Origin of the sequence: Streptomyces sp. NBC_00461, from assembly GCF_036013935.1 — a bacterium.
Lineage (GTDB): Bacteria > Actinomycetota > Actinomycetes > Streptomycetales > Streptomycetaceae > Streptomyces.
In genome coordinates this window covers 7711990-7737408 of record NZ_CP107902.1, presented here as the reverse complement: position 1 = coordinate 7737408, position 25419 = coordinate 7711990, and the positions used below count along the sequence as shown (strand labels likewise).

Below are 25419 nucleotides of genomic sequence, written 5' to 3'. Positions count from 1 at the left end.
CGCCGTCACATGCTCAGGACGCCCCCGCGAAGTGCTCCCCCACCAGCCGTCGTACGACGTCCAGGTCCCGCTCCGTCAACGCGTCCAGCAGGGCCGTGTGTTCGGCCGCGTCGGCCAGGAGGTCGGCGCGGGCCCGGGTGGACGGGCCGCCGACGAGGGGCCACTGGGCGCGGCGGTGGAGGTCGTCGGCGATCTTGACGAGCTGCTGGTTGCCGGACAGGGCGAAGACCGCGCGATGGAAGGCGCGGTCGGACTCCGCGTACGTCGCGGCGCAGCCGGAGGTGGCGGCGCGGAGGGTCGCCTCGGCCAGGGGGCGCAGCCCGGCCCAGCGTTCGGCGGGGACCGTGCGGGCCAGTCGCAGCATCACGGGGATCTCGATCAGCGCGCGGATCTCGGCCAGCTCGGCCAGCTCCCGCGCCCCCCGCTCGATCACCCGGAACCCGCGATTGGGCACGACCTCGACGGCGCCCTCCAGGGCGAGCTGCTGCATCGCCTCCCGGACCGGCGTCGCGGAGACCCCGAACCGCTCCCCCAGCGCGGGCGCCGAATACACCTCGCCGGGCGTCAGCTGGCTCGTGACCAGGGCGGTGCGCAACGCGTCGAGGATCTGCCCGCGCACCGAGGCCCGCTGGACCGGGCGGGGGCCCGGGATCGGCTGCTCGCTGTGGGTGTGCTCGCCACGGGTGGCTCCTGAGGCGACGGCCCGCTCACGGTCCACGTCCTGGGCACCGGGCTGGGGCGGCACCCTCGGCGTCCCCGTGAGAACCTCCGGAATCCACGTGCCGGCGGAGCCCTGGGCGCTCTGCTTCACGGGTCCTCCTGAGGACGTGTCGGTACTTGGGGTCATTACGGCTGGTTGTTACTCGTCCGTCAAGCACCTTAGGCGCACTTCCCGACAGTTCAAATCTCACCGATCGCAAATAAGGCTAGGCTTACCTTCAAAGTCGTCACGCATCCGTTACGGATCGATGATCCCCGCCTCGCCTGCGGAGGGCGGGCCAGACCTGGAGGCGTTCCGCACCTGGGACGACGCACAGCCACAGCGCGACCACGGACCGCGCGCACGGCCGGACGTCGCGGCGATCTTCGCCTGCACAGGCACATCCGGCCCGCCTGCTGATCACCGTGCGCCGGTTTCCCGCTCCGCCGGATATCCCGCTTTGCAGGTTCCACACGGTGAACCCCGCGGATACCTCCACCACCCGCCCGCGCACCTGCGACGCGGACCGGGTCACCAAGCCGTCGGCCGTTGCCGCGAGTTGAGGGACCCTCAGGCACACCGCCCGTCGGCCGTCCCGTAAGATCCTCCCGAAGAGATCACCCGCTTGGTTACAGGCGTTTCACAACTTCCTCACTTGCCGCAGGAACTTTCCGTGGAACCACCCGTACGGGTAGTCTTATTCGAACTCAACTCCCGCCCCTCATGCGGCAGTTCGAGCAGAACGCCGCCCTGGGCATTCCCTTGCACCTCCTTGGCGGCCTCTTGCCCCGAAACCCCCTGAGGGCCGGTGGGATTGGGCCACTATGGCGGGCGTTACGCCCTATCCCAATGCAAGGGACCCCAGATGAGACTGACCGACATATCGCTGAACTGGTTGCTTCCGGGCGCCGTACTGCTCCTGGGCATGCTGGCGGCGGTTGCGGTGCTCGCGCGCAGCAAGCGGTCCAGCGGGGAGCACGCGAAGGACGACACGTGGGAGCGCAGCGAGGAGCGCCGTAGGCGCAAGGAAGCCATATATGGCACCGCCTCCTATGTTCTGCTGTTCTGCTGTGCGGCGGTGGCCGCCGCCCTCTCCTTCCACGGCCTGGTCGGCTTCGGAGAGCAGAACCTCGGCCTCACCAACGGCTGGGAATACCTGGTCCCCTTCGGCCTCGACGGCGCGGCCATGTTCTGCTCCGTGCTCGCGGTGCGCGAGGCCAGCCACGGTGACGCCGCCCTCGGCTCCCGGATACTGGTGTGGACGTTCGCGGGCGCCGCGGCCTGGTTCAACTGGGTGCACGCGCCCAGGGGCCTCGGCCACGACGGCGCGCCGCAGTTCTTCTCCGGTATGTCCCTGTCCGCGGCCGTCCTGTTCGACCGCGCGCTGAAGCAGACCCGCCGGGCCGCGCTGCGCGAGCAGGGTCTCGTGCCGCGTCCGCTGCCGCAGATCCGTATCGTCCGCTGGCTGCGCGCTCCTCGCGAGACCTACAGGGCCTGGTCGCTGATGCTGCTGGAGAACGTACGCAGCCTGGACGAGGCGGTCGACGAGGTCCGCGAGGACAAGCGGCAGAAGGAAGCGAACCGGCTGCGTCGGCGCGAGCACGACCGCCTGGAACGCGCTCAGCTCAAGGCCATCAGCCGGGGCCACCGCGGGTTCACCGGCCGAGGCGGCGGACGCCAGGTGGAGCCCCAGGCCCTGGAGCGGGCTTCCGCCCCGGTCTCAGCGGAGCCTGCCATATCGACCCCGGAACCGCTGCCCGTACGCTCTCGTCCGTCCCTGCAGCCCGTCCGCAAGGCCGGTTCTGACCCGGTCACCGTGGACCTCACCGCGGAGGACGACACCATGGCCCTGCCGCGCCTCGACTCCCTGGAGCGCAAGCTCAAGGACCTCGAGCAGCAGTTCGGCTAGACACGGCCGTCATGGGAAGGGGCGTGGTCTTCGGACCACGCCCCTTCCCGTTGTCCGCTCACGCCGCTCCGGCGTCGAGTTCGAACCAGACGACCTTTCCCACCCCGTGGGCCCGTACCCCCCACGCGTCCGCGAGGGACTGCACCAGGACCAGGCCCCTTCCGTGCGTGCCGTCGTCGGTGTTCGACGCCCTCAGCCTGGGTCTGCGGGCCACGAAGTCCCTTACCTCCACCCTGAGTCCGCGAGGTCCGACGGTGGCCGTCAGCACCGCGTCGTGGTCGGTGTGAATGATTGCGTTGGTGACGAGTTCGCTGGTGAGCAGCTCCGCTATCTCCGACCGACCCGGCCTGCCCCACTGCCTGAGCAGCTCGCGCAGTGCCCTGCGTGCCTCGGGCACCGCCTTCAGGTCCGCCCGGCCCAGTCTCTGCCGTAGCTGGGACGGCTCCACGTGGTCCTTGCCGCCGTCGGCTCTGTCCTGCGCCGCTTTCGCCGAGAAGGTCCCTATCGCCATGGGACCGCCCCCTCGCGCCTGCCTCTTCATGACCCCCGCCCGCGTGCCGATGTCGGTCCCCTCCTTGTCGAACACGTTCACGGGATCCATGCCCCACGGGACACGCGCCAGTCATGTCTCATCGTCAACGACCAGGTGTTCGGCCACGGATGCGGGGGTTCAGGCCGGGTAGAGAGACCCTTTGGAGAGAGGTGCCAGAGCCGTCCGAGCGCCCAGGGAGCCGCCGTGCACGACGACCGAACGCTGGTGGAGGCGCGCCTGGAGCGCGCCATGGGACAGTTCGTACGGCCCGCCCAGTACGCGGAGCGTGTGCCACTGGTTGTGTCCGTGTGGCATGTGCCCGGCGAACCGGTGCCGGTGGACCAGGCGTTGCAGGCCGAATACGAGGACTTCACCACCGGAACGGCGTGGGGAAAGCCCTGGTCGACGAGTTGGTTCCGCTTGACGGGCCGGGTGCCCGAGGAGTGGGCCGGCCGCCGGGTCGAGGCGGTGATCGACCCGGGGTTCACCGGCGACGGGCCCGGTTTCCAGGCCGAGGGACTGCTCTACGACGCCGCGGGCGTGCCCCTGAAGGGCATTCACCCGCGCAACCGCCATCTGCCCGTCGCCTCCCCGGCAAGCGGAGGCGAACCGGTGCATCTGCTTCTGGAGGCGGCCGCCAATCCGGCCGTGCTGCACGGCTTCGAACCCACTCACCTGGGCGACGTCCTGACCGCCGGGGATCGGCCCGTCTACCGATTCCGCTCTGCCGACCTCGCCGTACTCGATGAAGCCGTGTGGCAGTTGGTCCTCGACGTCGAGGTGCTCTCGGAGCTGATGCACGAGCTGCCCATGGACCGGCCCCGGCGGCACGAGATCCTGCGGGCGTTGGAGGACATGCTCGACACCCTCGACCTGCACGACGTGTCAGGGACGACACCGGCGGCCCGCGCCACGCTGGCGGACGTCCTGTCCAGGCCCGCCTCGGCGAGCGCCCACCGGATCTCCGCGACCGGGCACGCGCACATCGACTCGGCCTGGCTGTGGCCGCTGCGCGAGACGGTCCGCAAGGCCTCGCGCACCTTCGCCAACGTCACGGCGCTCGCCGCCGACTACCCCGAGCTGGTGTTCTCCTGCTCGCAGGCCCAGCAGTACGCCTGGGTGAAGGAGCACCAGCCGCACATCTGGGAGCGGATCAAGAAGGCGGTCCGGGACGGCAATTGGGCGCCCGTCGGCTCGATGTGGGTGGAGTCCGACGCCAACATGCCCGGCGGTGAGGCGCTGGCCCGGCAGATCGTGCACGGAAAGCGGTTCTTCGCCGAAGAACTCGGCGTGGAGACGCAGGAGATCTGGCTGCCGGACTCCTTCGGCTACACCGCCGCCTTCCCGCAGCTCGCGAAACTGGCCGGAATCCGCTGGTTCCTCACCCAGAAACTCAGCTGGAACCAGTCCAACAGGATGCCCCACCACACCTTCTGGTGGGAGGGCATCGACGGCACCCGCGTCTTCACCCACTTCCCGCCCGTCGACACCTACAACTCCCAGCTCCACGGCCGCGAACTCGCCCACGCGGAACGCAACTTCGCCGACAAGGGCCGCGCGACGCGCTCCCTCGTTCCCTTCGGCTGGGGTGACGGCGGTGGCGGCCCGACCCGCGAAATGCTGGAGAAGGCCCGCCGGTTGCGCTCCCTGGAGGGCTCACCGCGGGTCGAGGTCGAGAAGCCGGCGGCGTTCTTCACCGCGGCCGAGGAGGAGTACGGGCCCCAGGCGCCCGTGTGGTCGGGCGAGCTCTATCTCGAACTCCACCGGGCCACGTACACCACCCAGGCGAAGACCAAGCAGGGCAACCGGCGCTCGGAACACGCCCTGCGCGAGGCCGAGTTGTGGTGCGCGACAGCCGCCGTACGGAATCCGTCGTACGCCTACCCCTACGGCGCCCTGGATCGGCTGTGGAAAACGGTGCTGCTGCACCAGTTCCACGACATCCTGCCCGGCTCGTCGATCGCCTGGGTGCACCGGGAGGCCCGGGACACCTACGCAGCTGTGCTGGCCGAGGTGGAGGACATCACGGTGGCGGCGGTGGCCGCGCTGGGGGCGGGTGGCCCGGCGGTGTTCAACGCCTCGCCGTACCCGCGGACGGAGGTGGTCGGGGACGCACTGGTGACGGTGCCGGGGCTGGGGAGCGCGGCGGTCACCGACACCGCGGACGAGGCCGTACGGGCGCGGCGGGACGGCGGCACGCACGTGCTGGAGAACTCCCGGCTCCGGGTGAGCGTGGACGCGCGGGGGCTGCTCTCCTCCGTCCGCGACCTGGCCGACGGCCGCGAGGTCCTGTGCGGCCCCGGCAACCTCCTCCAGTTGCACCCCGACCATCCCAACGCCTGGGACGCCTGGGACATCGACCGGCACTACCGGCGCCGGCACACGGACCTGACGGACGTCGAGTCCGTGGAGTTGGTGGAGGCCGGACCGCTGCGGGCGGTGGTGCGGGTGACGCGGACGTTCGGGAAGTCGCGGATCACGCAGGAGATCCGCCTCGCGGCCGGGGCCCGGCGCCTCGACGTCGTCACGGACGTCGACTGGCAGGAGTCCGAGAAGGTGCTGAAGGCCGCCTTCCCGATCGATGTGCACGCCGAACGCTCCACGGCGGAGATCCAGTTCGGGCACGTCCACCGCCCGACGCACGCCAACACGTCCTGGGACGCGGCCCGTTTCGAGATCTGCGCGCACCGCTGGCTGAGGGTCGCGGAGGAGGGCTACGGCGTGGCGGTCCTCGGCGACTCGACGTACGGCCACGACGTGACCCGTACCCCGCACGGGGACGGCCTCGGCACGACCGTACGTCTGACACTGCTGCGCGCCCCGCACAGCCCGGACCCGGAGACGGACCTCGGCACGCACCGCTTCACCTACGCGCTGCTGCCGGGCGCGGATGTCGGGGGCGCGGTCGCCGAGGGGCTCGCGCTGAACCTGCCGCTGCGGGTGGCCGAAGCGCCCGTCGTCCAGCCTCTGGTCCGCGTCGACGACCCCGCCGTGACCGTCGAGTCGGTCAAGCTGGCGGAGGACCGCAGCGGGGACGTGGTGGTACGGCTCTACGAGTCCCGGGGCGGGCGGGCGCGGGCCACGCTGGCAGCCGGGTTCCCGGTGGGCCGCGTCGAGGTGACGGACCTGCTGGAACGGCCGCAGCACGAAAGCGACTTGAGCTTCGAGCTGCGGCCGTTCCAGATCCTCACGGTGCGGCTGCGACCGGCGTAGCGGCCGCTGCCCGCCTTACTTCCCGCCGATGCCCTTCTCCCCGATGTGGAAGATCTTGCGGGTGTCGCGGGTGATGTCGACCACGACCTTGGTGGTGCTGTTCTTGCTCCAGGTGAGGGTGACCACGGCCTCGGTGTACTTCTTCGTGCTGCCGTTGTCGGTGACCTTCCAGGAGAGCGGGACGTTCTGCGCGCGCAGGACGCCGTCCGCGTGCTCCCTGTCCTCCCAGGCCTTCAGCTCCTTCTGGAAGCCGGTGGTGAGGTAGTGGCTGCGCAGGGCCTCACCGAGGTTGCCGCTGTCCTCGTCGGTCACCGCGTCGATGTAGGCGCCGTAGAAGTCGGCGATGCGGGTGACGTTGTCGGACGGCGTGCCGCTGACGCTGCGCGGTGCGCCGGCGGAGGCCTGGGCGGTGGCGCCGAGGCCGAGGGCGACGGCGAGGACGCCGGCGGTCAGGACGGTGCGGGTCTTGCTGTTCATGGTGTTTCCCCGTTTTCGTGTGGTGCCGAGTTCGGTCGATGCGGGGCCGCCCGCCCGACCCCCGTGCGGGAGGGCGGCCCCGGTGGTGCTGTGGTGGTGCGGTCAGTGGAGCTTGTTCACGGCCGTGGTGGTCGTCTTCTTGAAGGCCTTGACCGGGGCGTCGGCGAAATCGCCCATCTGGCCCCAGTCGACGACGGTGACCGTGCGCCCGTCCCGGCCGGCCGAGAGCAGGCGGATGTCGCTCGCGCCCCAGGAGGTCCCGGTGTGCAGGCCGTAGACGTGGGCCCCCTCCTCGACGGAGAGCTTTCCGTAGTCCTTCATCGTGGCGTCGATCTCCGGGTCGGCTCCCTCGATCCGCTCCGGGCAGGACCTGATGTCCTTGTCCAGCGCGGAGATCAGCCGGGCGGCGGCACGGGTGTCGGGCAGCACGACGGAGATCTGGCGGGCGCCCGTGTCGAGGTCGGTCCGGAAGTCGCGGTGCCAGGCCCACTCGTGCCCCGGCAGCGCTCGCAGGCAGGTGTCCTGCTCCGTGGCCTCCGGTATGCCGACGGTGACCTTGTCCGCCGTCCAGGACGAGGAGGGGTGCGGCGGCAGGTCGGCCGCCGCGAGGAAGCCGGGCGCCTTCGGTGCCGCGGCCGCCGGTCCGGCGAGTCCTACGGCCAGACCCGTGACGGCGAGTGCGACGAGCGCGCCTGCTCTGGTGCGCTTGGGCATGGATGTCCCCCGTGGATGAGTGCATGGGTGTCGGATGTCGCAGCGACGGCGGATGGTCGGTCCGGCCCTGGTCGGTGCGACACCAAGAGCATCGGCCGTCACGGCAGCCCGGCGCAACGCCCGACGCCCGTTCGGCGACGGTGGAACCATCCCAGCCCATCTGACGTGCAGGTATATGGAGTGCCTGGGATGCGGAAATTAACGTGAGGACGGGAGAACGGTGTCGACTCGGGACGACGTCGAACAGTTCGCGGCGCTGCTGCGCCGGCTGAAGGACCGCACGGACCGGAGCTACGGCTCGCTGGCCCGGCGCGTCAACATGAACACCTCGACCCTCCACCGCTACTGCGCCGGTGAAGCCGTACCGCAGGACTTCGCGCCCGTGGAGCGGCTCGCCGCCTTCTGCGCGGCGACGCCGGAGGAACGGCTCGAACTGCACCGGCTGTGGCTGCTCGCGGTGGCGGCACGGCAACGGGTGCGTACGGCGGCCGCGGCGGGCGAGGAGCCGGCGGACCAGGCACCGGCTGCCGCCGAGGAGCCGGTGGACCGGACGTCCGCTCCCGTCGAGGAGGCCGTCGTGCCGGAGGTCGTGGAAGGGCCCCGGCCCTCCCCCGTCGTCCGCCCCTGGTACCGCCGCCGACGGGTCCTGGCGTCCACCGCCGCCACCTGTGCGCTGCTCGCGACCCTCGGCGGTCTGTCCGCGCTGTCGACGGACCACTCCCGGGACACGGCCGCCCCGCGCTCCCCCTCCGGCCCGGGGACGACCGCTTCCCCCTCACCCCGCAGCTCGTCGAAGACGAAGCCGTCCGCGAATTCCTCCCCCAGCACTGCCGGCGGCTCGTCCGCACCCGGCACGAAGAACAAGGCCGCCGGCTCGTCCGCACCGGGCACCGACCCCACCGGCGCCGGAAAGCCGGCCACCGGACTGCCCCTCACATGGACCACCGACTCGCAGATCTGGGACGGGGGCTGCGCACACGACTACGTCATCGGCAAGGAGCCGGACCAGGTGCCCCCGCCGCCGGTGCCGCAGGACGCCGCGGGGTGGGCGGCGACGCAGGGGGCGGTGCACGGGCGGCAGACCATGGTGCAGATCTCGGTGCAGGGGAAGTCGTCCACGGCCGTGGTCCTGGAAGCCCTCCGGGTCCGCGTCGTCAGCCGCGGCACCCCGCTCAAGGGCACCACGTACGACATGGCGCAGGGCTGCGGCGGCGGCCTCGGCCCGCGCTACTTCGACGTGAACCTCGACATCAACCGCCCCATCGCCCGCGCGGTCTCCGGCGCCGACGACAGAGGAAACCCGGCCCCCGCCGTGAAGTTCCCGTACCGCGTCTCCGCCCAGGACCCGGAGGTGCTGCTGGCCACCGCGACGACCGAGATGTACGACTGCGCGTGGTACCTGGAACTCGACTGGTCCTCCCAGGGTCGCACCGGCACCGTTCGCATCGACGACCACGGTCGTCCGTTCCGCACCAGCAGCATCAAGGGCCTGCCGCGCTACTGGTACGGCACGAACGGCCACGGCGTACGCCAGTGGGTGCCTGCCGAGGTACCGGACAGGCCCTAAGGCCGAGGCACGTTACGGATGTTGGAGCGGGCCATCTGCACCATGCGACCGACGCCTCCGTCCAGGACGATCTTCGAGGCGGACAGGGCGAAGCCGGTCACCATCTCGGCGCTGATCTTCGGCGGGATGGACAGGGCGTTCGGGTCGGTGACGATGTCGACGAGGGCCGGGCCCTTGTGCTTGAAGGCGGCCTTCAGGGCACCGGCGAGGTCCTTGGGCTTCTCGACGCGCACTCCGTGGGCGCCGCAGGCGCGGGCGACGGCGGCGAAGTCGGGGTTCTTGTTCGTGGTGCCGTACGAGGGAAGGCCCGCCACCAGCATCTCCAACTCCACCATTCCCAGCGAGGAGTTGTTGAAGAGGACGACCTTCACGGGAAGGTCGTACTGCACGAGGGTCAGGAAGTCGCCCATCAGCATGGAGAACCCGCCGTCCCCGGACATCGACACGACCTGCCGCCCGCGGTCGGTGAACTGGGCGCCGATCGCCATGGGCAGCGCGTTCGCCATCGAGCCGTGGGAGAACGAACCGATGACGCGGCGGCGGCCGTTGGGGGAGATGTAGCGGGCGGCCCAGACGTTGCACATTCCGGTGTCGACGGTGAACACCGCATCGTCGTCGGCGAGTTCGTCGAGCACGGAGGCCACGTACTCGGGGTGGATGGGCACGTGCTTGTCCACCTTGCGCGTGTAGGCCTTGACCACCCCCTCCAGCGCGTCGGCGTGCTTCTTCAGCATCTTGTCGAGGAAGCGCCGGTTCTGCTTCTCCCGCACCCGCGGGATCAGACAGCGCAGCGTCTCCCGTACGTCGCCCCACACGGCCAGATCCAGCTTGGAGCGCCGGCCCAGACGCTCGGGCCTGACGTCGACCTGGGCGATCTTGACGTCGTCCGGGAGGAAGGCGTTGTACGGGAAGTCGGTGCCGAGCAGGATCAGCAGCTCGCACTCGTGGGTGGCTTCGTAGGCGGCGCCGTAGCCGAGCAGGCCGCTCATGCCGACGTCGTACGGGTTGTCGTACTGGATCCATTCCTTGCCCCGCAGCGCGTGGCCGATCGGCGACTTGATCTTCCCGGCGAACTCCATGACCTCGGCATGCGCGCCCGCCGTGCCGCTGCCGCAGAACAGGGTGATCCGGCCGGCCTTGTCGATCATCTCGACGAGGCGGTCGATCTCGCCGTCGCCGGGGCGGACAGTGGGCCGGGAGGTGACGAGGGCGGTCTCGGCGGCCTTGTCCGGGGCGGGCTGGTCGGCGATGTCCCCGGGGAGCGAGACCACGCTCACCCCGCTCTGCCCGACGGCGTGCTGGATGGCCGTCTGGAGCAGCCTCGGCATCTGCTTCGGATTGGAGATCAGTTCGCTGTAATGACTGCACTCGCGAAACAACTGATCGGGGTGGGTCTCCTGGAAGTAGCCGAGGCCGATCTCGCTGGAGGGGATCTGCGAGGCGAGGGCGAGGACGGGCGCCATGGAGCGGTGGGCGTCGAACAGGCCGTTGATGAGGTGCAGGTTGCCGGGCCCGCAGGATCCGGCGCAGGCGGTCAGCTTCCCGGTGATCTGGGCCTCGGCGCCGGCCGCGAAGGCGGCGGTCTCCTCGTGGCGTACATGCACCCAGTCGATCGCGGCGTTGCGGCGGACGGCGTCCACGACCGGGTTGAGGCTGTCGCCGACGACGCCGTAGAGGCGTTTCACTCCGGCGCGCACAAGGATGTCGACGAACTGCTCGGCGACGTTCTGCTTGGCCATGGCGGTCTCTTGCCCTTCGGTCTCCGTGGATCCCTCCGGGTTCATGAATTCACATCGGGCGCCCTCACGCCTCCCAAACAGCGGCAGCCGTGCGGTCGTCCGCGTACCCCTTGACCCGGACCTGGGTGTCCGCGAGGAACGCGGCCAGGCCCGGCGGGGTGGGTCCGGACCACCGGGTCGTCAGATACCGGCACAGGTCGGGTTCGCCGCGCAACGGCTCGGCGAGGCCGCCGCTGCACATCAGGAGCGTGTCGCCCGTCTGGGCTACGGAGGCCCGGAACCGGAAGGGTTCGCGGGGCGGCTCGGGGGCGGGGTCGTAGGGGCTGGGAGGTGTCGTGATGCCCAGGTCCATGGTGAGACGGTCGCCCTCTGGCGTCTCGGCGGGCAGCGAACCGAAGCCGACGACCGCGTCACCGACGGCGTCGGTGACGCGCGGCTCGATGTCCTGCCAGTCGCCGTCGCGCAGCCGGAACAGCCCGCCGGTGCCGACGCCGAAGAAGACGCGGATACGGCACTCCGGGTCGGCGGGCAGGAGCAGGCAGCGCAGGGTGGCGGAGTACTCCTCCGGGTCGATGCCCTGCTCGGCGGCGCTGGCGCGGAGCTTGCCGAGGCTGCGGTCGGTGAGGCGGTGCAGGCCTGACTTGAGGTCGCCGCGCCTGGCCGCCCTCATGTCCTCGGCGAGCCGGGCATGACTGCGACCGATGGCCCGGCCGATCCAGTGACAGGCCTCGGCCGCGGCGCGGTGCGCTCCGGGGGTGGCCCGGGCGCCGGTGGCCATCGCGACCAGGATCAGCGCCTGTTCGCCGGTGCCGAAGCGGGCGGTGAGGAGGGAGTCGCGGCGCGGTTCGCCCCGGTACCGGGCGGAGTCCCCTCGCACGGATACGGCACGCAGGGTGCAGGCACCGTAGCGGGCCCCGTCGAGCACGGTGTCCGCCACGAGGTCGTCGAGGTCGTCCGGATCGGCGGGCGGCAGCGCGGTGGGCTCGGCGTCATAGGTCGGCGGCCCCGAACCGACGTAGTCGACCGACGCCGGGGGGAAGGTGGGGAGGTCGACGTGGGTGGCGGTGCGGCGGTCTTGGGGGGTGGGAAGGTCGTGGGGGGTGGGGAGATCGTGGGGGGCGGGGACGTCTTGGCGAGCGGGGAGGTCCTGGCGAGCGGGTGAGGGGGCGTCAAGCAGGTCGTGGGCGGGGGGCGTGTTGGGGGGCGTTCGAGAGGCGGGCACCGTCGTCACGGCGGGCTCCGTGGACCCGCGGTCCGGGGGCCTCTGCTCGCTGCCGTCCTCGTATGGCCACGCCTCAGGCCCCGCCGGGAATGTCTCCGGTCCGCCCGGACTGTCGGGCTGCGGCTGCCAAGGCGCGCGTCGCCGGGTGAGCCCGGAACCGAGCGAGGACTCTGCCGGTTCGGCGCCACCGGGGCGCTGTGCGGGGACTCCCGATCCCGCAGCGGCCACCCCCTCGTCCACGGCCTCCGCCCCGGAATCGGCCCCGCCGCCCACCGCTCCCGCCACCGACGCGAACCGGTCGTCCAGGCTGTCGGGCGCGGGCGCGGGGCCCGTGTCCTCGGTGGATTCGTCGTACAGCTGTCCCCACCAGTCGTCCTCGTGGCCGGTGGAACTTCCCCCCTGCTGGCTCATGCCCCCAATTGTCCACCGCATGGGCCGTATGAAAACGGGGCATCAGGAAAATCCGCCACGGCATCTCCGCCCAGGACGGCGCGTCGGGTGAGTCCTCGAACTGCGGTGCGCAGCAAAGTCGCCGGACGGCTCCACCCCCCACGGGAGAGCCGCCCGGCGACGCCGGAGTGACCCGGGCCCGAATCCCCTTGGCGCCGGCGGTGCATCGACGGCACGTTTCGGGCCCGGATCACGTTCTGGGTGACCGGATCACGCCAAGGAGCCGGCCGGACCGGAGCCGAGTGTGACCCATGTCCCTGGAGATCAGCTGTGAGTCGCCTTCGTACCCCGCGCCGCAGACAGTCGCTGATCAACACGGTCTTGGCGACATGGCGACACCTTGGCCGAGTGCCGGGTGCTACGGCAATGATGTTCCGAGGCGGGTTTGCGCCGTGGCTGTTTTCCGCCACCGCGCGCACGCATCGCGGGGTTCTTCGGGGAAAGGCGGCGGCTGATGCTGTCAGTGCTGGGGCTGGACGAGACGCACGAGTCGGCGTACCGGGCGCTGGTGTCCGTGGGCGCCGCCGACGTGCCGGATCTCGCGCGGCGGCTGGCGCTCGGCGAGCACGACACCGAACGTGCGCTGCGGCGACTGGAGCGGCACGGGCTCGCCGCCCAGTCCTCGGCCCGGCCGGGACGCTGGGTGGCCGCGCCGCCCGGGGTGGCGCTGGGCGCGCTGCTCACCCAGCAGCGGCACGAACTGGAGAAGGCGGAGCTGGCGGCCGCGCTGCTCGCGGAGGAGTACCGGGCGGTGGCGGCCGAGCCCGCCGTGCACGACCTGGTCGAGGTGGTGATCGGCGCGGCCGCGGTCGCCCAGCGTTTTCTCCAGTTGCAGCTCGGGGCGAGCGACGAGGTGTGCGCTCTGGTCACCGGCAACCCGGCCGTCGTGTCCGGCACGGACAACCAGGCGGAGGAGCAGGCGGCCGGGCGCGGGGTCCGCTACCGGGTGGTGGTCGAGCGTTCGGTGCTGGACCTGCCGGACGGCATCACCGAGCTGTCCGCCGCGCTCGGCCGCGACGAGCAGGTGCGGGTGGTCGACCAGGTGCCGACCAAGCTGGTGGTCGCCGACCGGACGCTCGCTCTGGTGCCGCTCACCACGCCCACCGCGGAGCCCGCCGCGCTGGTCGTCCACGCGAGCGGGCTGCTGGAGCTGCTGTCCGGCCTGTTCGAGTCGGTGTGGCGGGACGCGCTGCCGCTGAGGATCGGCGCGTCCGGCGTGACCGAACAGGGCCCGGACGGCCCCGACGGAACGGACCTGGAAGTCCTCTCCCTCCTCCTCGCCGGGCTGACGGACGCGAGCGTCGCCAAACAGCTCGACCTGGGCCTGAGGACCGTGCAGCGCCGGGTGAAGCGGCTGATGGAGCTGACCGGGGTGACGACCCGGCTGCAGCTGGGCTGGCACGCGTACGAGCGGGGCTGGGTGGCCCGGGACCGGGACCGCACCGGATGAGCACCAACTGACCTGCGACTTCTCCTCCCGTCCGGCACTCTGGTCAGATGGGAGTGTGGGACCTCCTGCTGGTCGCGCTGGTCCTCCTGCTCGGCCTGTGCGGAGTGCTGGTGCCCGTGGTGCCGGGATCGTGGCTCGTGTGGGCCGCGGTCCTGTGGTGGGCGCTGAAGGATCCGCAGGCGGTGTCCTGGTGGGTCCTGGTGGGTGCGACGGTCGCGCTGTTCCTCTCCCAGGTGGTGCGCTGGGCGCTGCCGCCGAGACGGCTGCGCGAGAGCGGCGCGACCCCCCGCATGGGGGTGTACGCGGGGGCGGGGGCGTTCCTGGGCTTCTTCCTGATACCCGTGCTCGGCGCGATCCCCGGCTTCATGGGCGGCATCTACCTCAGCGAACGCCTCCGCCTGGGCCGGCACGGCGAGGCGATGGCCGCGCTGCGCACCGCGATGCGCTCGGGCGGCTCCAGCGTGCTGGCGGAGCTGTTCACCTGTCTGCTGATCGCGGGGGCGTGGGTGGGCGCGGTGATCTGGGGCTGAGAGCCGGGGTCCGGCCGGCCGGTGTCCGGAGTCCCGACGCGACGGGCGTAGGCCCGCGGTACTAGGGCGAGGAGCCGATGTGCCGGGCGGGTGGGCGTGTTTGGGTGACTGTCATGACCGAATTCAGCGAGGCCGAGCGCGCGTATCTGAAGGCGCAGCGGCTGGGGCGGCTGGCCACCGTCGACCCGCACGGGCAGCCGCAGGCCAACCCGGTCGGCTTCTTTCCCCAGGAGGACGGCACGATCCTGGTCGGCGGATACGCCCTGGGCACCACCAAGAAGTGGCGCAACCTCCGGCAGAACCCCAAGGTCGCCCTGGTCGTCGACGACATCGCGAGCCTTCGCCCGTGGAAGGTGCGCGGTGTCGACATCCGCGGTGAGGCCGAACTCCTCACCGGTCCACACGAGTTGGGCGCACACTTCAGCGAGGAGCTGATCCGCATCCATCCGAGGCGGATCCACAGCTGGGGCCTGGAGGACTAGCGGGGCGACGGGAGGGATCCCTCCAGCGTCAGCAGCCGCACCTTGCGATCGAGGCCGCCCGCGTACCCCGTGAGGGCCCCGTCCGCGCCGATCACGCGATGGCACGGCCGGACGATGAGCAACGGGTTGGCTCCGATCGCACCGCCGACGGCCCGCACGGCGGCACGGGAAGCGCCGATACGGGCGGCGATCTCGCCGTACGTCGTGGTCGCCCCGTAGGGAACCGAGTCCAGGGCGGCCCACACCCTCTCCCGGAACTCGCTCCCCGCCGTGCTGAACTCCAGCCGGAAATCCTTGAGTTCACCGGCGAAGTAGGCGCAGAGCTGTTCCTCGGCCGTCCGGAACGGGCCGGGGTCGTGCCGCCAGTCCTCCTGCACCGTGCGGCCGTTCTTCTGCCCGGGCACGGAGAGGGAGGTCAGGGCACCGGTGGGGTCCGCGGTGAGAAGCAGAGGCCCGACGGGGCTGTCGACGTGGGTCCAGAGGATGCTCATGCTTCAGTCCAACTCTCCTGCGGTACGCAGGTGTTGCAGGGCGTACGAGCGCCAGGGGCGCCAGCTGTCGGGAACGTCCGGGCCGGGCGGGGCGACGTCGGGGTCGCCGAGGGCCCGGGTGCGGATGACGGCGACCGTGCCGGCGTCCAGGCCGGGGAGGGCGAGCAGCGCGGCCGCGGCGTCGTCGCGGTCGGCGCCCGGGTCGAGGCGTACGGCACCGTCGGCGAGGGCGGCGGTGAGCGCGCCCAGGGTGCCTTCCGGTTCGGCCTCCGCGAGGACGGCGGGCTCGGGGAAGAGGTGGGTGAGGCTGCCGCACGGGGCGTCGAGCGCCTTGCCGTACCGGCGCACGAGCCGCTCGGCCTCCGCCGGGCCCGTCAGTGCCCTCACCGCCAGTTCGTCGGGATCGGCGGCTCCCGGGGACCGCAGCCCCGGCCGGGCGGCGACCAGTGGCGCGAGCCGTTCGTCGCCGCCGAGCCGCTCGTCGACGGCGTACGGATCGGCGTCGAGGTCGAAGAGCCGCCGCAGCCGCCCCACGCCGGTGGTCAGGTCGCGCGGGTCGGTGAGATGCAGCCGGGCGTCCAGCCAGCCGCCCGGATGGGCACCGGACGCGGACTTCGCCGTGCCGGTGCGCTCGTCGACGGCGACGATGCCGGTGCCGTGCGGTAGGCGGAGGGTACGGCGGTACGTCCGCCGCCCACGTTCCCCGCTCACCTCCTCCACACCGGACACGGCCTCGTCCGCCAGCAGGTCGAAGACGGCGCCGGCCTGGTACGGGCCCCGGTGGGCGAGCCGCAGGGGGATCCCCGCGGTGGGGGTGGCCGCCCGCCGGCCGGCCCGGCCGCTCCTGGGCGCGGTGGCCCGCAGCTCGCTGGGTGTCGACGCGTACACGTCCCGCATGGTGTCGTTGAACTGCCGCACGCTGGCGAACCCGGACGCGAACGCGATCTCCGTGATCGGCAGCTCCGTCGTCTGCACCAGCACGCGCGCGGTGTGCGCCCGCTGAGCCCGGGCGAGCGCGACCGGTCCGGCGCCGAGCTCGGTGGTGAGCTGCCGCTGCACCTGCCGGGCGCTGTACCCGAGCCGCGCGGCGAGTCCCGCCACGCCTTCCCGGTCGACGACCCCGTCCCCGATCAGCCGCATGGCGCGCCCCACGGCGTCGGCACGCACGTTCCAGTCGGCCGACCCCGGCACGGCGTCGGGCCGGCACCGCCTACAGGCCCGGAACCCCGAGCCCTGCGCGGCGGCGGCCGTCGCGAAGAACCGCACATTGCGCCGCTTCGGCGTCACCGCCGGGCAACTGGGCCGGCAGTAGATCCCCGTGGTCTCGACGGCGAAGAAGAACTCCCCGTCGAACCGGGCATCCCGGCTCCGCACGGCTTCATACCTGCTGTCGTCGTCCCTCACATCCCCCAGTCTCCACCCCGCCACCACACCGAGCTGGCGGAATTCGGACACGAAGCTCCGCAGCCCGCGCTGATCCATTTCAACCCGCACTGATCGATTTCAACCCGCGCCGATTCATTTCGGTCCGGCTGATTCATTTCAGTCCAGCTGATTCATTTCAGTTCGAGCCGACGCATTTCAGCCCGGCCAGCACATACCAGCCCGTCCGGCGTTTGAGGACGAGGCCGTTCAGGCCGAAGCGGGGGCCTGGGGGCGGCAGCCCCCAGAGGACGGCGCCCCCAACACCGGCTCAGCGCCGACACACCGGCTCAGTGCAAACGCCCCCGCTTCAGATCCATCGCAGCCCGCCCCGCGGCCCCCTTCCGCTTCCACTCCCGCCGAACCTCCGCCCGAACCCGCGCGTCGGTCTTGGCCACGATCCACTGGTTCTCCCGCATGAGCTTGCGGTAGCTCTCCAGTCGCCGGTGCGGCAGCTCACCGTCCTCGACGGCCCCCCGCACCGCGCACCCCGGCTCCGCTTCGTGCGCGCAGTCGTGGAAGCGGCACTGCCCGGCCAGTTCCCCGATCTCGGCGAAGACCTGTCCGACGCCGATCTCGGCGTCCCACAGACCCACGCCCCGCAGCCCCGGCGTGTCGATGAGGACACCCCCGCCGGGCAGGGCGAGCAGGTTGCGCGTGGTCGTCGTATGGCGTCCCTTGCCGTCGATGTCCCGCGTGGCCTGCACGTCCATCACCTCGGCGCCGAGGAGCGCGTTCGCGAGGGTGGACTTGCCCGCGCCGGACTGCCCGAGCAGCACGGCGGTGCCGCCGGAGACGAGGGACACGAGGGCGTCGAGCCCGTCGCCGTCCTGGGCGCTGACCGTCAGCACCCTCACGCCCGGCGCCGACAGCTCGACGTCCTGGACGAGATGCGAGCGCGTCGCCGCGTCCGGCACCAGGTCGGCCTTGGTCAGCACGACCAGCGGCTGCGCGCCCGACTCCCAGGCCAGCGCCAGGAATCGTTCGATGCGGCCGAGGTCGAGTTCGGCGGCGAGGGACACGGCGACGATCGCGTGGTCGACGTTGGCGGCGAGGATCTGCCCCTCGGACCGCTTGGAGGAGGTGGAACGCACGAAGGCGGTACGGCGCGGCAGATACGTGCGTACATAGCGGGGGTTCCCGCCGGTTTCGAGGGCGACCCAGTCGCCGGTGCACACGACCCGCAGCGGGTCGTGCGGGGTGACGAACGCGGTGTCGGCCCGCACCGTCCCGTCGGCGGTGACCACGTCGCACTGGCCGCGGTCGACCCGGATCACGCGCCCGGGCAGCAGTCCTTCGGTGTCGTACGGGGCGAACTCGTCCGCCCATGCGTCGTCCCAGCCGTAGGGAGCGAGCGCGGAGAAATCGGAAAGAGCAGAGCTGGAAGTCAAGGGAGACCCTTCAAGGGGCGGCCCCGGCAAGACGGTGGTGAGATCAGCCGGCGGCCACGGAGGTGGACTTGATGAAGATGAACTGGATGCGGGTAGCACTCATCGCAATGACAGTCATCGGTCAACACCTCCTCGTTCATGCTCTCTTGGGACACGGCGGCCGTCTGCCGCCGTGCGAACCGATGCCACAGTAGCCCGCTGCGGCAGCAGTGCGTCAACCGGTTTTCGTGCAGGCGTGCCCGTTCAGCGTGAAGTCGTACGGCGGCGCGTTCTTGCCGCTCCAGGAGGCGAGGAAGCCGAAGGAGAGCGTGCCGTCGGCGGGGACGGACCTGTTGTAGTCGGCAGCGGTGGCGGTGACGCGGGAGCCGTTCTGGGCGAAGCTCGCGTCCCACATCTGGGTGGCCTGCTGGCCGTCCGGGAAGGACCAGGCGACCCGCCAGGAGTCGAGGGCGTCGGTCGTGGTGACGGAGACGGTGGCCTGGAAGCCGTCGGGCCACTGGTTGACCAGTTCGTAGGCGACCTTGCAGGTGGCGGGCTCGCTCTTGTCGGGTACCGGGCGGCTGGTGGCCGTGGTCGTGGCAGAGGAGGTGCCCTGGGGTTCCGGGTCGGGGTTCTTGCGGTCGCCGGACTTCGTCGCGGTGGCGGACGGCGTGGGGGTGCCGGTCGGCGACGAGGTGACGGAGGGCAGGGATGGGCGGGGTGCCGCCACGGGTGAGCTGTCGGCCGGGAGGTCGCCGGTCGCGGCGTCGTCGGTGCCGCCGAACGGCATCATCGACACGGCCAGCGCGAGCAGCGACACGAGCACGGCGGCGACGAGGAGGCCGTTGCGCAGGGCGCGCGGCCGGTTCGTGGCGGCGACCTTCGGGTCGCCCTGCCCGTCGGTGAGCTCGGGGCGTCCGGCGCCGAGGCGTACCTCTGCCGCGCGGCGCCGGCGTTCCAGGTAGGCGAGGCCGCCCCAGCCGATCACCCCGCCGGACAGGGCGGCGGGCAGTCCGCCGCCCTGAGGACGCAGACAGGCGGCGGCCTCCGCGCAGTCCACGCAGGTGGCGAGGTGCCGCGAGAGGTCCTGCGGGATCTCGGCGGCGGGCGACCTGGTGATCGCGTCGAGGAGGCGCGCATAGCTGCGGCACTGCGCGTCCATCGGGGTGTCGAGGTGGTTGCGGTGGCAGCGGTCCCTGAACAGGCCCCGTACCTGGTCGAGTTCCTCGCCCACGAGAGCCGGGTCGAGGCCGAGGCGTCGGGCCACCACGGGCCGCGGCAGCGCCTCCACCTCGGCCAGCCACAGCAGTTCCGCGTCCGGTTCCTGCAGATCGCGCAGGCCGCGCAGGGCGAGCGGGCGGCGCAGCGGAAGTCCGGTGTAGCGCGCGGCCTTGTCCGAGTTGAGCCACAGGCGCAGGTCGGGGTCGAGGTCATGGCCCTGTCCGCAGGCCTCCCACTCCGCCGCCGTGGTGCGTACGGCGGTCAACAGCAGCGGGATGACGGGGAGTCGGGGCGAGCGGCGGCCGTTGTTCCGGTCGCCTGCGGTCTCGGCGGCGCGGACCTCACGTACACCGAGCGTGAACGCCTCCGTGGCGAGCTGGGTGGCCGCGGCGGCGCCGGCGGTGCACAGGTCGGCGTAGGAAAGCACCGCGTCCCAGCACTCGGAGAACAGCGCTGCCTCGGCGGCGTTCTTCGGGGTCGGCAGGTCGGGCATGAGTCTCCTGCATCCACAAACGAGGTCAACTCAGCTTATTGGCAACGGAGTTGCGGGGAACCTCGTGCAGGGCCCGACCCTTTCACGTCTTTCACACAACTGACAAGCGCCCTTTTCAAATCCCGTGACCGGCGGTCGCCGGACGGCGACCGCCGGTGGGCGCCGTCCTACCGGTCGGAGTGCACGACCCCCACGACCCGCCCATGCGCGTCGAGGGCCTCGGCCCTGCACTCCTGCATCCACTCCTCGTTGCTATGAGAGTTATACGGAAGGAACGCCACGAAGTATCAATCCCTGCCGACATTTATCGGCCCCTCGGCGCCCCGGACACTGGACCCCTCGGCCCCTCGGCCCCTCGACCCTGCCGGCGGTTCGGCGGTTCGGCGGGAGTCACACCTTCGTCGACTCCTCGGCGGAGGGCTCCTGCGCCGGAAGGCTGTCCATGAAGGAGCTGACGGAGAACACGGCGCGGCCGGGTCCGGGGGGACCGTATCCGGGCGGGGAGGCGAGGCCGAAGTCGTCCATCGTCTGGCGATAGGCCTGGAGCAGACGGATGTGGTACTCCAGCGGAGCGCCCTGCGGGTTGGCCTTGCCTAGCGGGGTCGTCGGCTCGGGGCACCAGGTGGTGAAGCGGGGCGTGATGCCGTGCGACATGAAGAAGCGCAGGCCTTCGGTGGTCGACTCGATGGCTTCGTCGACCGTCGTGAAGCCGAAGGGCTCGGCCATCTCCACGCCCGCCACGAAGTTGGGGATGACGTTGCGCGCGCCGAAGATCTCCGCCGAGTCGAGGATGCGCTTGTGCCACTCGTCGCGGCCGACGTAGCGCTCCTTGCCCGGGCAGTACAGCTCGAACAACCGGCGGTCCCACACCTCGTAGTTGGGGTGGTAGATCTGCACTCCGTAGTCCTTGAACCGCTGCACGTCGTCGCGCGGCAGGGCCTGGGCGACGACCTTCCCGATCCACCGGCCCGGGAAGCGCTCCTCGATGGCCTTGGCGTAGTGCCCGTAGAAGTCGGCCTCGTCTCGTCCGGCGACCGTCTTGGTGATCGCGCCGCCGGTGAGGGTGTAGGCGGTGGAGGCCTTCTGGGTGTCGTACCGGTCGATGATCTCCAGGGCCTCCAGCACCTCCTCGACGTCCTTGACACCCGTGTAGGGCCGGCCGGCCGCCTTGTGCTGACGCCAGTTGTGGTTGATGTCGCAGTACTGGCACTCCTCCTTGGCGCCGAAGTACTGGCAGACCCGGAAGACGGTGAGGTAGATGAGGTAGCCCCACTGGATGGTCGGGGCGACCTCCATGACGGACTTCCCGTTGGAGAGGGTGTGCCGGTAGTACTCGGGCATCGGCGGCACGCCCACGTCGGCGATGCGCTTCCCGTCGAGGTAGAGCCCGAGCACGCCCTCGTCGTCGGCGGCGACGCGATAGGGCGAGGTCGGGTTCACGCGCACGGAGACGACGGTCCGGCGCAGGTCGTACGGGCCGCCGGTGAGGATGATCTCCTCCGGGGGCCGCCTGAGCGCGGCCTCACCGAGCTCCGGCAGGGTGCCGTGGTCGAAGGAGAAGATGAAGTACGACTTCGGCTTGACCTCGCCGGACTCGTTGTCGCTGAGCGCGGACGGGTCGAAGGCCACCCCGCCGCGCAGCAGGTCCTCCTTGAAAACGGCTTCCCGCGGTACGTGCGGGAACCGCTCCATCAGATCCTCGACCAGTGCGGTACGGCTGCCCATCCAGATCTCTCCTCCCGGCTCAGGCGTTCGACTCCTCACGGTATGCCTTCGCCCGGGTGTCAGCCGTGCCGGGTCCCCTCGCGGCGCGCGATGTGTCCCGGTACGGGAATGCCGGGCGGGAGCTGGGGGTCGGGTACGGGGGCGCCCCAGGCCGAGGCCAGGGGCAGGGTGCCGGCCCAGACGCCGAGGGCCGCGTCGTCGCTGTCGCCGTCGTCGGGCGGGCCGGTGCGGATCTTGACCGAGGCCTCTTCGAGGGAGAGGGCGAGGAGAGTGGTGGCGGCGAGTTCCTTGCGGTTCGGCCGGCGGGCGTACTGCCACTGGCCCGGTGTCGCCTGCTCGGTGAGACGGCGCAGGCCTGCCAGCTTCTCCTCGGGGTCGGTGACCTTGCGGGCCTCGCCGTGGATCATCGCGCTGCGGTAGTTCACGCCGTGCTCGAAGACCGAGCGGGCCAGAACCAGGCCGTCGACGTGCGTGACGGTGACGCACACCGGGGTGCCGCCCGCGAGGCTGCGGCTGGCCACGGAGCCGTGCAGATAGAGCTGCCGCCGGTCGCGCCCGAAGACCGTCGGCACGACCAGTGGCCGCCCCTCGACCACCACTCCCAGATGGCAGACGAACCCGGCATCGAGGATCGCGTCCAGATCGGCCCGCTCCAGGCTGCCCTGCTCGCGCAGACGGCGGTGACGGGTCAGCTCGGTCCGGGGAAGGGCAGCGGGCAGTGGTTCAGGGACCATGGGCCCGCAGACTACTGATATCGCGGCGAAATCGCCAGAGAGTTGCGTGATCAGCCTCTGTCGCACGCCAGGACAACGAAATCCGCAGGAGAATAGCCGCCTTCAGCGCTGGAGAATTGCGACGGCGCACCGCACGAGGTCGCGGAAACCGTGTGGAAAACGCTCTCTATCGTGTCGGCGGCAAATGAGAGGGTCGACGTACACGCACTTCAAGACGAGGGACGGCAGGAATGACGGAGACGGTCACCAACTGGGCCGGCAACATCACCTACGCGGCCAAGGAACTGCAGCGCCCGCATTCGCTCGACGCGCTCAGGGCTCTGGTGGGCGCGAGCGCGAAGGTGCGCGTGCTGGGCAGCGGGCATTCCTTCAACGAGATCGCCGAGCCGGGCAGCGAGGGCGTCCTGCTCTCGGTCGCCGGGCTGACGCCGGTGATCGACGTGGACACGACGGCCCGTACGGTACGGGTCTCGGGCGGGGTCCGGTACGCGGAGCTGGCCGGCGTGGTGGACGCCCACGGGCTCGCGCTGCCCAACATGGCATCCCTGCCGCACATTTCCGTCGCGGGGTCGGTCGCGACCGGCACCCATGGCTCGGGGGTCGCCAACGGCTCGCTCGCGTCGGCGGTGCGGGAGGTGGAGCTGGTCGCGGCGGACGGGGCGACGGTGACGATCGCGCGCGACGACGAGCGCTTCGAAGGAGCCGTGACCTCGCTGGGCGCCCTGGGTGTCGTCACCGCCCTCACTCTCGACCTGGAGCCCGCCTACCAGGTCGAGCAGCATCTGTTCACCGAACTCCCGCTCGCCGGGTTGGACTTCGGCACGCTGGAGACCATCATGGCGTCGGCGTACAGCGTGAGTCTGTTCACCGACTGGCGGGCGCCCGGCTTCCGGCAGGTGTGGCTCAAGCGGCGCTCCGACCAGCCGCTGCCCGACTTCCCGTGGGCCACGCCGGCGACGGAGAAGCTGCATCCGGTGCCGGGCATGCCGGCGGTCAACTGCACCGAGCAGTTCGGGGTGCCGGGGCCCTGGCACGAGCGACTGCCGCACTTCCGGGCCGAGTTCGTCCCCAGCAGCGGTGCCGAGCTGCAGTCCGAGTACCTGCTGCCCAGGCCGCACGCCCTCGACGCGCTGCAGGCGCTCGACGCGATCCGTACGACGATCGCGCCCGTGCTGCAGATCTGCGAGGTACGGACCGTGGCCGCCGACTCACAGTGGCTGAGCCCGGCGTACGGACGGGACACCGTGGCGCTGCACTTCACCTGGATCGAGGACACGGAGGCGGTGCTGCCGGTGGTGCGGCGGGTGGAGGAGGCACTCGATGCCTTCGATGCGCGGCCCCACTGGGGGAAGGTGTTCACCACGCCGGCACCCGTGCTGCGGGGCCGGTATCCGCGACTGGTCGACTTCCGGGCGCTGGTGCGGGGACTCGACCCGGCGGGAAAGTTCACCAACACGTTCGTGCGGGACGTACTGGACGGCTGATCGCCCACTGACCGCTCACCGGCCACCAGCCACCAGCCACCAGCCACCAGCCACCGCTGATCGCCGATTGATCTCCGCCAACGCCTTCGTGCAGGCCGCGCGGCGCGGTCCATCGGGTCCGGACTTTCTCAAACCCCTTTCCTAACCCCTTGTCGAAAGTCACCGGAGCCCATAGATTTGCGCCGCGCCGGAGCCGACGTGCCCCGGTCCGCACGTTCGGCAGCAAGGGGAGCTCGATGAAGCGCGGCACATCACGTGACATCCGCACCGCGAACCGCTACGAGGTGCTGCGCCAGATCATCGCCCAGTCTCCCACCTCTCGGCAGGAGCTGGCGGCCGCCACCGGGCTGAGCCTCGCCACGGTCGCCACGCTGGTCGGCGAGCTCCTCGATCTGCGGATGATCACGGAGGTCGGATTCGAGGACTCGGCGGGCGGCCGCCCCCGGGGCCTCGTGGCCGTCAACGCGTCGGGGGGCGCGTTGATCGGCGTGGACATCGCGGAGACATACGTCCATGTCGAGCTGTTCGACCTCGCGCTGAACGTGCTCGCCCGCGCCGACGAGGACATGCGCCCCGGCGAGAGCCTCCCCGAGCAGGTGGTCAGCCATGTCGCCGCCGCCGTCGGCTCGGTGGTCGCGCAGGCCGGGATCGAGGGCGCGCGGGTGCTCGGCGTCGGCGTGAGCGTGCCCGGACAGGTGGACCGCGCGACCGGCGTCTCGGAGTACGCGCCGAACTGGGACTGGCACGACGTGCCGCTGCTCGACCTGCTCACCGAGTACATCGCCTACCCCCTGTACCTGGACAACCCGCTGCGCGCCTCCGCGGTGGCCGAGCTGTGGTTCGGGGCCGCGCGCGGGCGCGGGGACGCCGTGGTGGTCAACCTCGGAACCGGTGTGGGCGCCGGACTGGTGCTGGGCGGCGGCCTGCACCGGGGCGTGAGCAACAGCGCCGGCGAGTGGGGCCACACCACGATCGTCCTGGACGGAAGGCTGTGCCGCTGCGGCAAGCACGGCTGCGTGGAGGCCTACGTCGGCGCGTCCGGAATCATGCTGAACCTGCGGGAGCTCAGCCCCGACAGCGCGCTGCTGCACCCGGAGGACCAGACGGCCACCATCGCCGCGCTGGCCCAGGGGCTGCGCGACAACGACCCGGTGGCGCTGAAGGTGGTCCGCGACACCGTCAAGTACCTCGGCGCAGGCATCGCCGACCTGGTCAACCTGTTCAACCCCGAGGTGGTCGTGCTCAGCAGCTGGGTCGCCTCCGCCCTCGGCGAGCCCCTGGTCACGGAGGTGCGCGAGGCAGTCGCCCGGCACGCGCTGCCGCGGCCGATGGCCGCCACCGAGATCGTCCTCTCCCCCATCCCCACCGACCCGGTGTGCCTGGGCGCGGCCACGTTCGCGCTCGAAGGGGCGCTGCAGTCCGTGGGGCAGAGGGCCGGCAAGCGCACCACCCCCGCCAGGAGCCGTACCGCACGACCTTCATGACGACGGAAGG

At 71.3% G+C, this 25419-nt stretch carries 20 protein-coding genes; 8 read left to right on the top strand and 12 right to left on the bottom strand.

Annotated elements, in window-relative coordinates; translation table 11 throughout:
• Window positions 1-13 precede the first annotated feature (13 nt).
• Window positions 14-811, bottom strand: coding sequence for a GntR family transcriptional regulator (locus OG870_RS35880; RefSeq protein WP_266523398.1), 798 nt, complete (start codon window positions 809-811; stop codon window positions 14-16).
• 754 nt (window positions 812-1565) lie between these two features.
• Between OG870_RS35880 and OG870_RS35875 the strand changes: the two genes are divergently transcribed.
• Window positions 1566-2609, top strand: a complete 1044-nt coding sequence (locus OG870_RS35875) for a DUF2637 domain-containing protein (RefSeq protein WP_266523396.1) — start codon at window positions 1566-1568, stop codon at window positions 2607-2609.
• Between the two features lie 58 nt (window positions 2610-2667).
• On the opposite strand, the gene OG870_RS35870 is transcribed toward OG870_RS35875, so the two are convergent.
• On the bottom strand, window positions 2668-3120 hold the full coding sequence (locus OG870_RS35870; protein WP_266590962.1) for an ATP-binding protein: 453 nt from the start codon (window positions 3118-3120) through the stop codon (window positions 2668-2670).
• A 225-nt stretch (window positions 3121-3345) separates the two neighbouring features.
• Between OG870_RS35870 and OG870_RS35865 the strand changes: the two genes are divergently transcribed.
• On the top strand, window positions 3346-6354 hold the full coding sequence (locus tag OG870_RS35865) for an alpha-mannosidase (protein WP_327691862.1): 3009 nt from the start codon (window positions 3346-3348) through the stop codon (window positions 6352-6354).
• A gap of 15 nt (window positions 6355-6369) precedes the next feature.
• Here OG870_RS35865 and OG870_RS35860 read toward each other — a convergent pair whose 3' ends face one another.
• Together OG870_RS35860 and OG870_RS35855 are read right to left on the bottom strand one after the other, a co-directional pair.
• The gene (locus OG870_RS35860; RefSeq protein ID WP_266523390.1) at window positions 6370-6831 is read right to left on the bottom strand and encodes a hypothetical protein; all 462 of its coding nucleotides are present in this window, start codon (window positions 6829-6831) and stop codon (window positions 6370-6372) included.
• 102 nt (window positions 6832-6933) lie between these two features.
• Window positions 6934-7545: a hypothetical protein gene (locus OG870_RS35855; RefSeq protein WP_327691861.1), complete on the bottom strand. Its 612-nt coding sequence runs from the start codon at window positions 7543-7545 to the stop codon at window positions 6934-6936.
• Window positions 7546-7765: 220 nt separating this feature from the next.
• On the opposite strand from OG870_RS35855, the gene OG870_RS35850 reads away from it, so the two are divergent.
• A complete protein-coding gene (locus tag OG870_RS35850; RefSeq protein WP_266843473.1) occupies window positions 7766-9112 on the top strand; it encodes a helix-turn-helix domain-containing protein in 1347 nt (448 codons plus the stop codon).
• On the opposite strand, the gene OG870_RS35845 is transcribed toward OG870_RS35850, so the two are convergent.
• A complete protein-coding gene (locus tag OG870_RS35845; protein ID WP_266523384.1) occupies window positions 9109-10851 on the bottom strand; it encodes a pyruvate dehydrogenase in 1743 nt (580 codons plus the stop codon). The two genes, OG870_RS35850 and OG870_RS35845, sit on opposite strands and share 4 nt — an antisense overlap.
• Window positions 10852-10915: 64 nt before the next feature.
• The gene (locus tag OG870_RS35840; RefSeq protein ID WP_327691860.1) at window positions 10916-12484 is read right to left on the bottom strand and encodes a protein phosphatase 2C domain-containing protein; all 1569 of its coding nucleotides are present in this window, start codon (window positions 12482-12484) and stop codon (window positions 10916-10918) included.
• Between the two features lie 493 nt (window positions 12485-12977).
• Between OG870_RS35840 and OG870_RS35835 the strand changes: the two genes are divergently transcribed.
• The 3 genes from OG870_RS35835 to OG870_RS35825 all read left to right on the top strand — a co-directional run bounded on the left by OG870_RS35835 (window position 12978) and on the right by OG870_RS35825 (window position 14985).
• Window positions 12978-13973, top strand: a complete 996-nt coding sequence (locus tag OG870_RS35835; RefSeq protein ID WP_266590951.1) for a helix-turn-helix transcriptional regulator — start codon at window positions 12978-12980, stop codon at window positions 13971-13973.
• Between the two features lie 47 nt (window positions 13974-14020).
• Window positions 14021-14503 carry a DUF456 domain-containing protein gene (locus OG870_RS35830; RefSeq protein ID WP_266590949.1) on the top strand — a complete coding sequence of 161 codons (483 nt, stop codon included), beginning with the start codon at window positions 14021-14023 and terminating at the stop codon, window positions 14501-14503.
• Between the two features lie 113 nt (window positions 14504-14616).
• Window positions 14617-14985: a PPOX class F420-dependent oxidoreductase gene (locus OG870_RS35825; RefSeq protein ID WP_266843480.1), complete on the top strand. Its 369-nt coding sequence runs from the start codon at window positions 14617-14619 to the stop codon at window positions 14983-14985.
• Here OG870_RS35825 and OG870_RS35820 read toward each other — a convergent pair.
• The 6 genes from OG870_RS35820 to OG870_RS35795 form a co-directional block, all read right to left on the bottom strand.
• Entirely contained in the window at window positions 14982-15476 is a 495-nt protein-coding gene (locus OG870_RS35820) for a methylated-DNA--[protein]-cysteine S-methyltransferase (RefSeq protein ID WP_266523373.1), read from the bottom strand. The genes OG870_RS35825 and OG870_RS35820 overlap by 4 nt on opposite strands.
• A gap of 3 nt (window positions 15477-15479) precedes the next feature.
• Window positions 15480-16958: an AlkA N-terminal domain-containing protein gene (locus tag OG870_RS35815; RefSeq protein WP_405625292.1), complete on the bottom strand. Its 1479-nt coding sequence runs from the start codon at window positions 16956-16958 to the stop codon at window positions 15480-15482.
• Between the two features lie 230 nt (window positions 16959-17188).
• Window positions 17189-18289: a ribosome small subunit-dependent GTPase A gene (rsgA, locus tag OG870_RS35810; protein WP_327691859.1), complete on the bottom strand. Its 1101-nt coding sequence runs from the start codon at window positions 18287-18289 to the stop codon at window positions 17189-17191.
• Window positions 18290-18503: 214 nt separating this feature from the next.
• Entirely contained in the window at window positions 18504-19982 is a 1479-nt protein-coding gene (locus OG870_RS35805; RefSeq protein WP_327691858.1) for a cellulose-binding domain-containing protein, read from the bottom strand.
• 390 nt (window positions 19983-20372) lie between these two features.
• Complete coding sequence (locus OG870_RS35800; protein WP_266590939.1) at window positions 20373-21707, bottom strand: radical SAM protein; 1335 nt, start codon at window positions 21705-21707, stop codon at window positions 20373-20375.
• 59 nt (window positions 21708-21766) lie between these two features.
• Window positions 21767-22441 (bottom strand): pyridoxamine 5'-phosphate oxidase family protein, encoded by a 675-nt coding sequence (locus OG870_RS35795; protein ID WP_266843482.1) that lies wholly within the window; start codon window positions 22439-22441, stop codon window positions 21767-21769.
• A gap of 230 nt (window positions 22442-22671) precedes the next feature.
• On the opposite strand from OG870_RS35795, the gene OG870_RS35790 reads away from it, so the two are divergent.
• Window positions 22672-23925 carry an FAD-binding protein gene (locus OG870_RS35790; RefSeq protein WP_266590937.1) on the top strand — a complete coding sequence of 418 codons (1254 nt, stop codon included), beginning with the start codon at window positions 22672-22674 and terminating at the stop codon, window positions 23923-23925.
• Window positions 23926-24161: 236 nt separating this feature from the next.
• Window positions 24162-25409 carry an ROK family transcriptional regulator gene (locus OG870_RS35785; RefSeq protein ID WP_266523359.1) on the top strand — a complete coding sequence of 416 codons (1248 nt, stop codon included), beginning with the start codon at window positions 24162-24164 and terminating at the stop codon, window positions 25407-25409.
• The last annotated feature ends 10 nt before the right edge of the window (window positions 25410-25419 follow it).

Coding starts and splice junctions, on each gene's coding strand:
- OG870_RS35800 (WP_266590939.1), bottom strand. CDS start 21,707: ATGGGCAGCCGTACCGCACTGGTCGAGGATCTGATGGAGCGGTTCCCG.
- OG870_RS35815 (WP_405625292.1), bottom strand. CDS start 16,958: ATGGATCAGCGCGGGCTGCGGAGCTTCGTGTCCGAATTCCGCCAGCTC.
- OG870_RS35870 (WP_266590962.1), bottom strand. CDS start 3,120: ATGGCGATAGGGACCTTCTCGGCGAAAGCGGCGCAGGACAGAGCCGAC.
- OG870_RS35830 (WP_266590949.1), top strand. CDS start 14,021: ATGGGAGTGTGGGACCTCCTGCTGGTCGCGCTGGTCCTCCTGCTCGGC.
- OG870_RS35795 (WP_266843482.1), bottom strand. CDS start 22,441: ATGGTCCCTGAACCACTGCCCGCTGCCCTTCCCCGGACCGAGCTGACC.
- OG870_RS35855 (WP_327691861.1), bottom strand. CDS start 7,545: ATGCCCAAGCGCACCAGAGCAGGCGCGCTCGTCGCACTCGCCGTCACG.
- OG870_RS35825 (WP_266843480.1), top strand. CDS start 14,617: ATGACCGAATTCAGCGAGGCCGAGCGCGCGTATCTGAAGGCGCAGCGG.
- OG870_RS35840 (WP_327691860.1), bottom strand. CDS start 12,484: ATGAGCCAGCAGGGGGGAAGTTCCACCGGCCACGAGGACGACTGGTGG.
- OG870_RS35835 (WP_266590951.1), top strand. CDS start 12,978: ATGCTGTCAGTGCTGGGGCTGGACGAGACGCACGAGTCGGCGTACCGG.
- OG870_RS35875 (WP_266523396.1), top strand. CDS start 1,566: ATGAGACTGACCGACATATCGCTGAACTGGTTGCTTCCGGGCGCCGTA.
- OG870_RS35805 (WP_327691858.1), bottom strand. CDS start 19,982: ATGCCCGACCTGCCGACCCCGAAGAACGCCGCCGAGGCAGCGCTGTTC.
- OG870_RS35790 (WP_266590937.1), top strand. CDS start 22,672: ATGACGGAGACGGTCACCAACTGGGCCGGCAACATCACCTACGCGGCC.
- OG870_RS35860 (WP_266523390.1), bottom strand. CDS start 6,831: ATGAACAGCAAGACCCGCACCGTCCTGACCGCCGGCGTCCTCGCCGTC.
- OG870_RS35845 (WP_266523384.1), bottom strand. CDS start 10,851: ATGGCCAAGCAGAACGTCGCCGAGCAGTTCGTCGACATCCTTGTGCGC.
- OG870_RS35820 (WP_266523373.1), bottom strand. CDS start 15,476: ATGAGCATCCTCTGGACCCACGTCGACAGCCCCGTCGGGCCTCTGCTT.
- OG870_RS35785 (WP_266523359.1), top strand. CDS start 24,162: ATGAAGCGCGGCACATCACGTGACATCCGCACCGCGAACCGCTACGAG.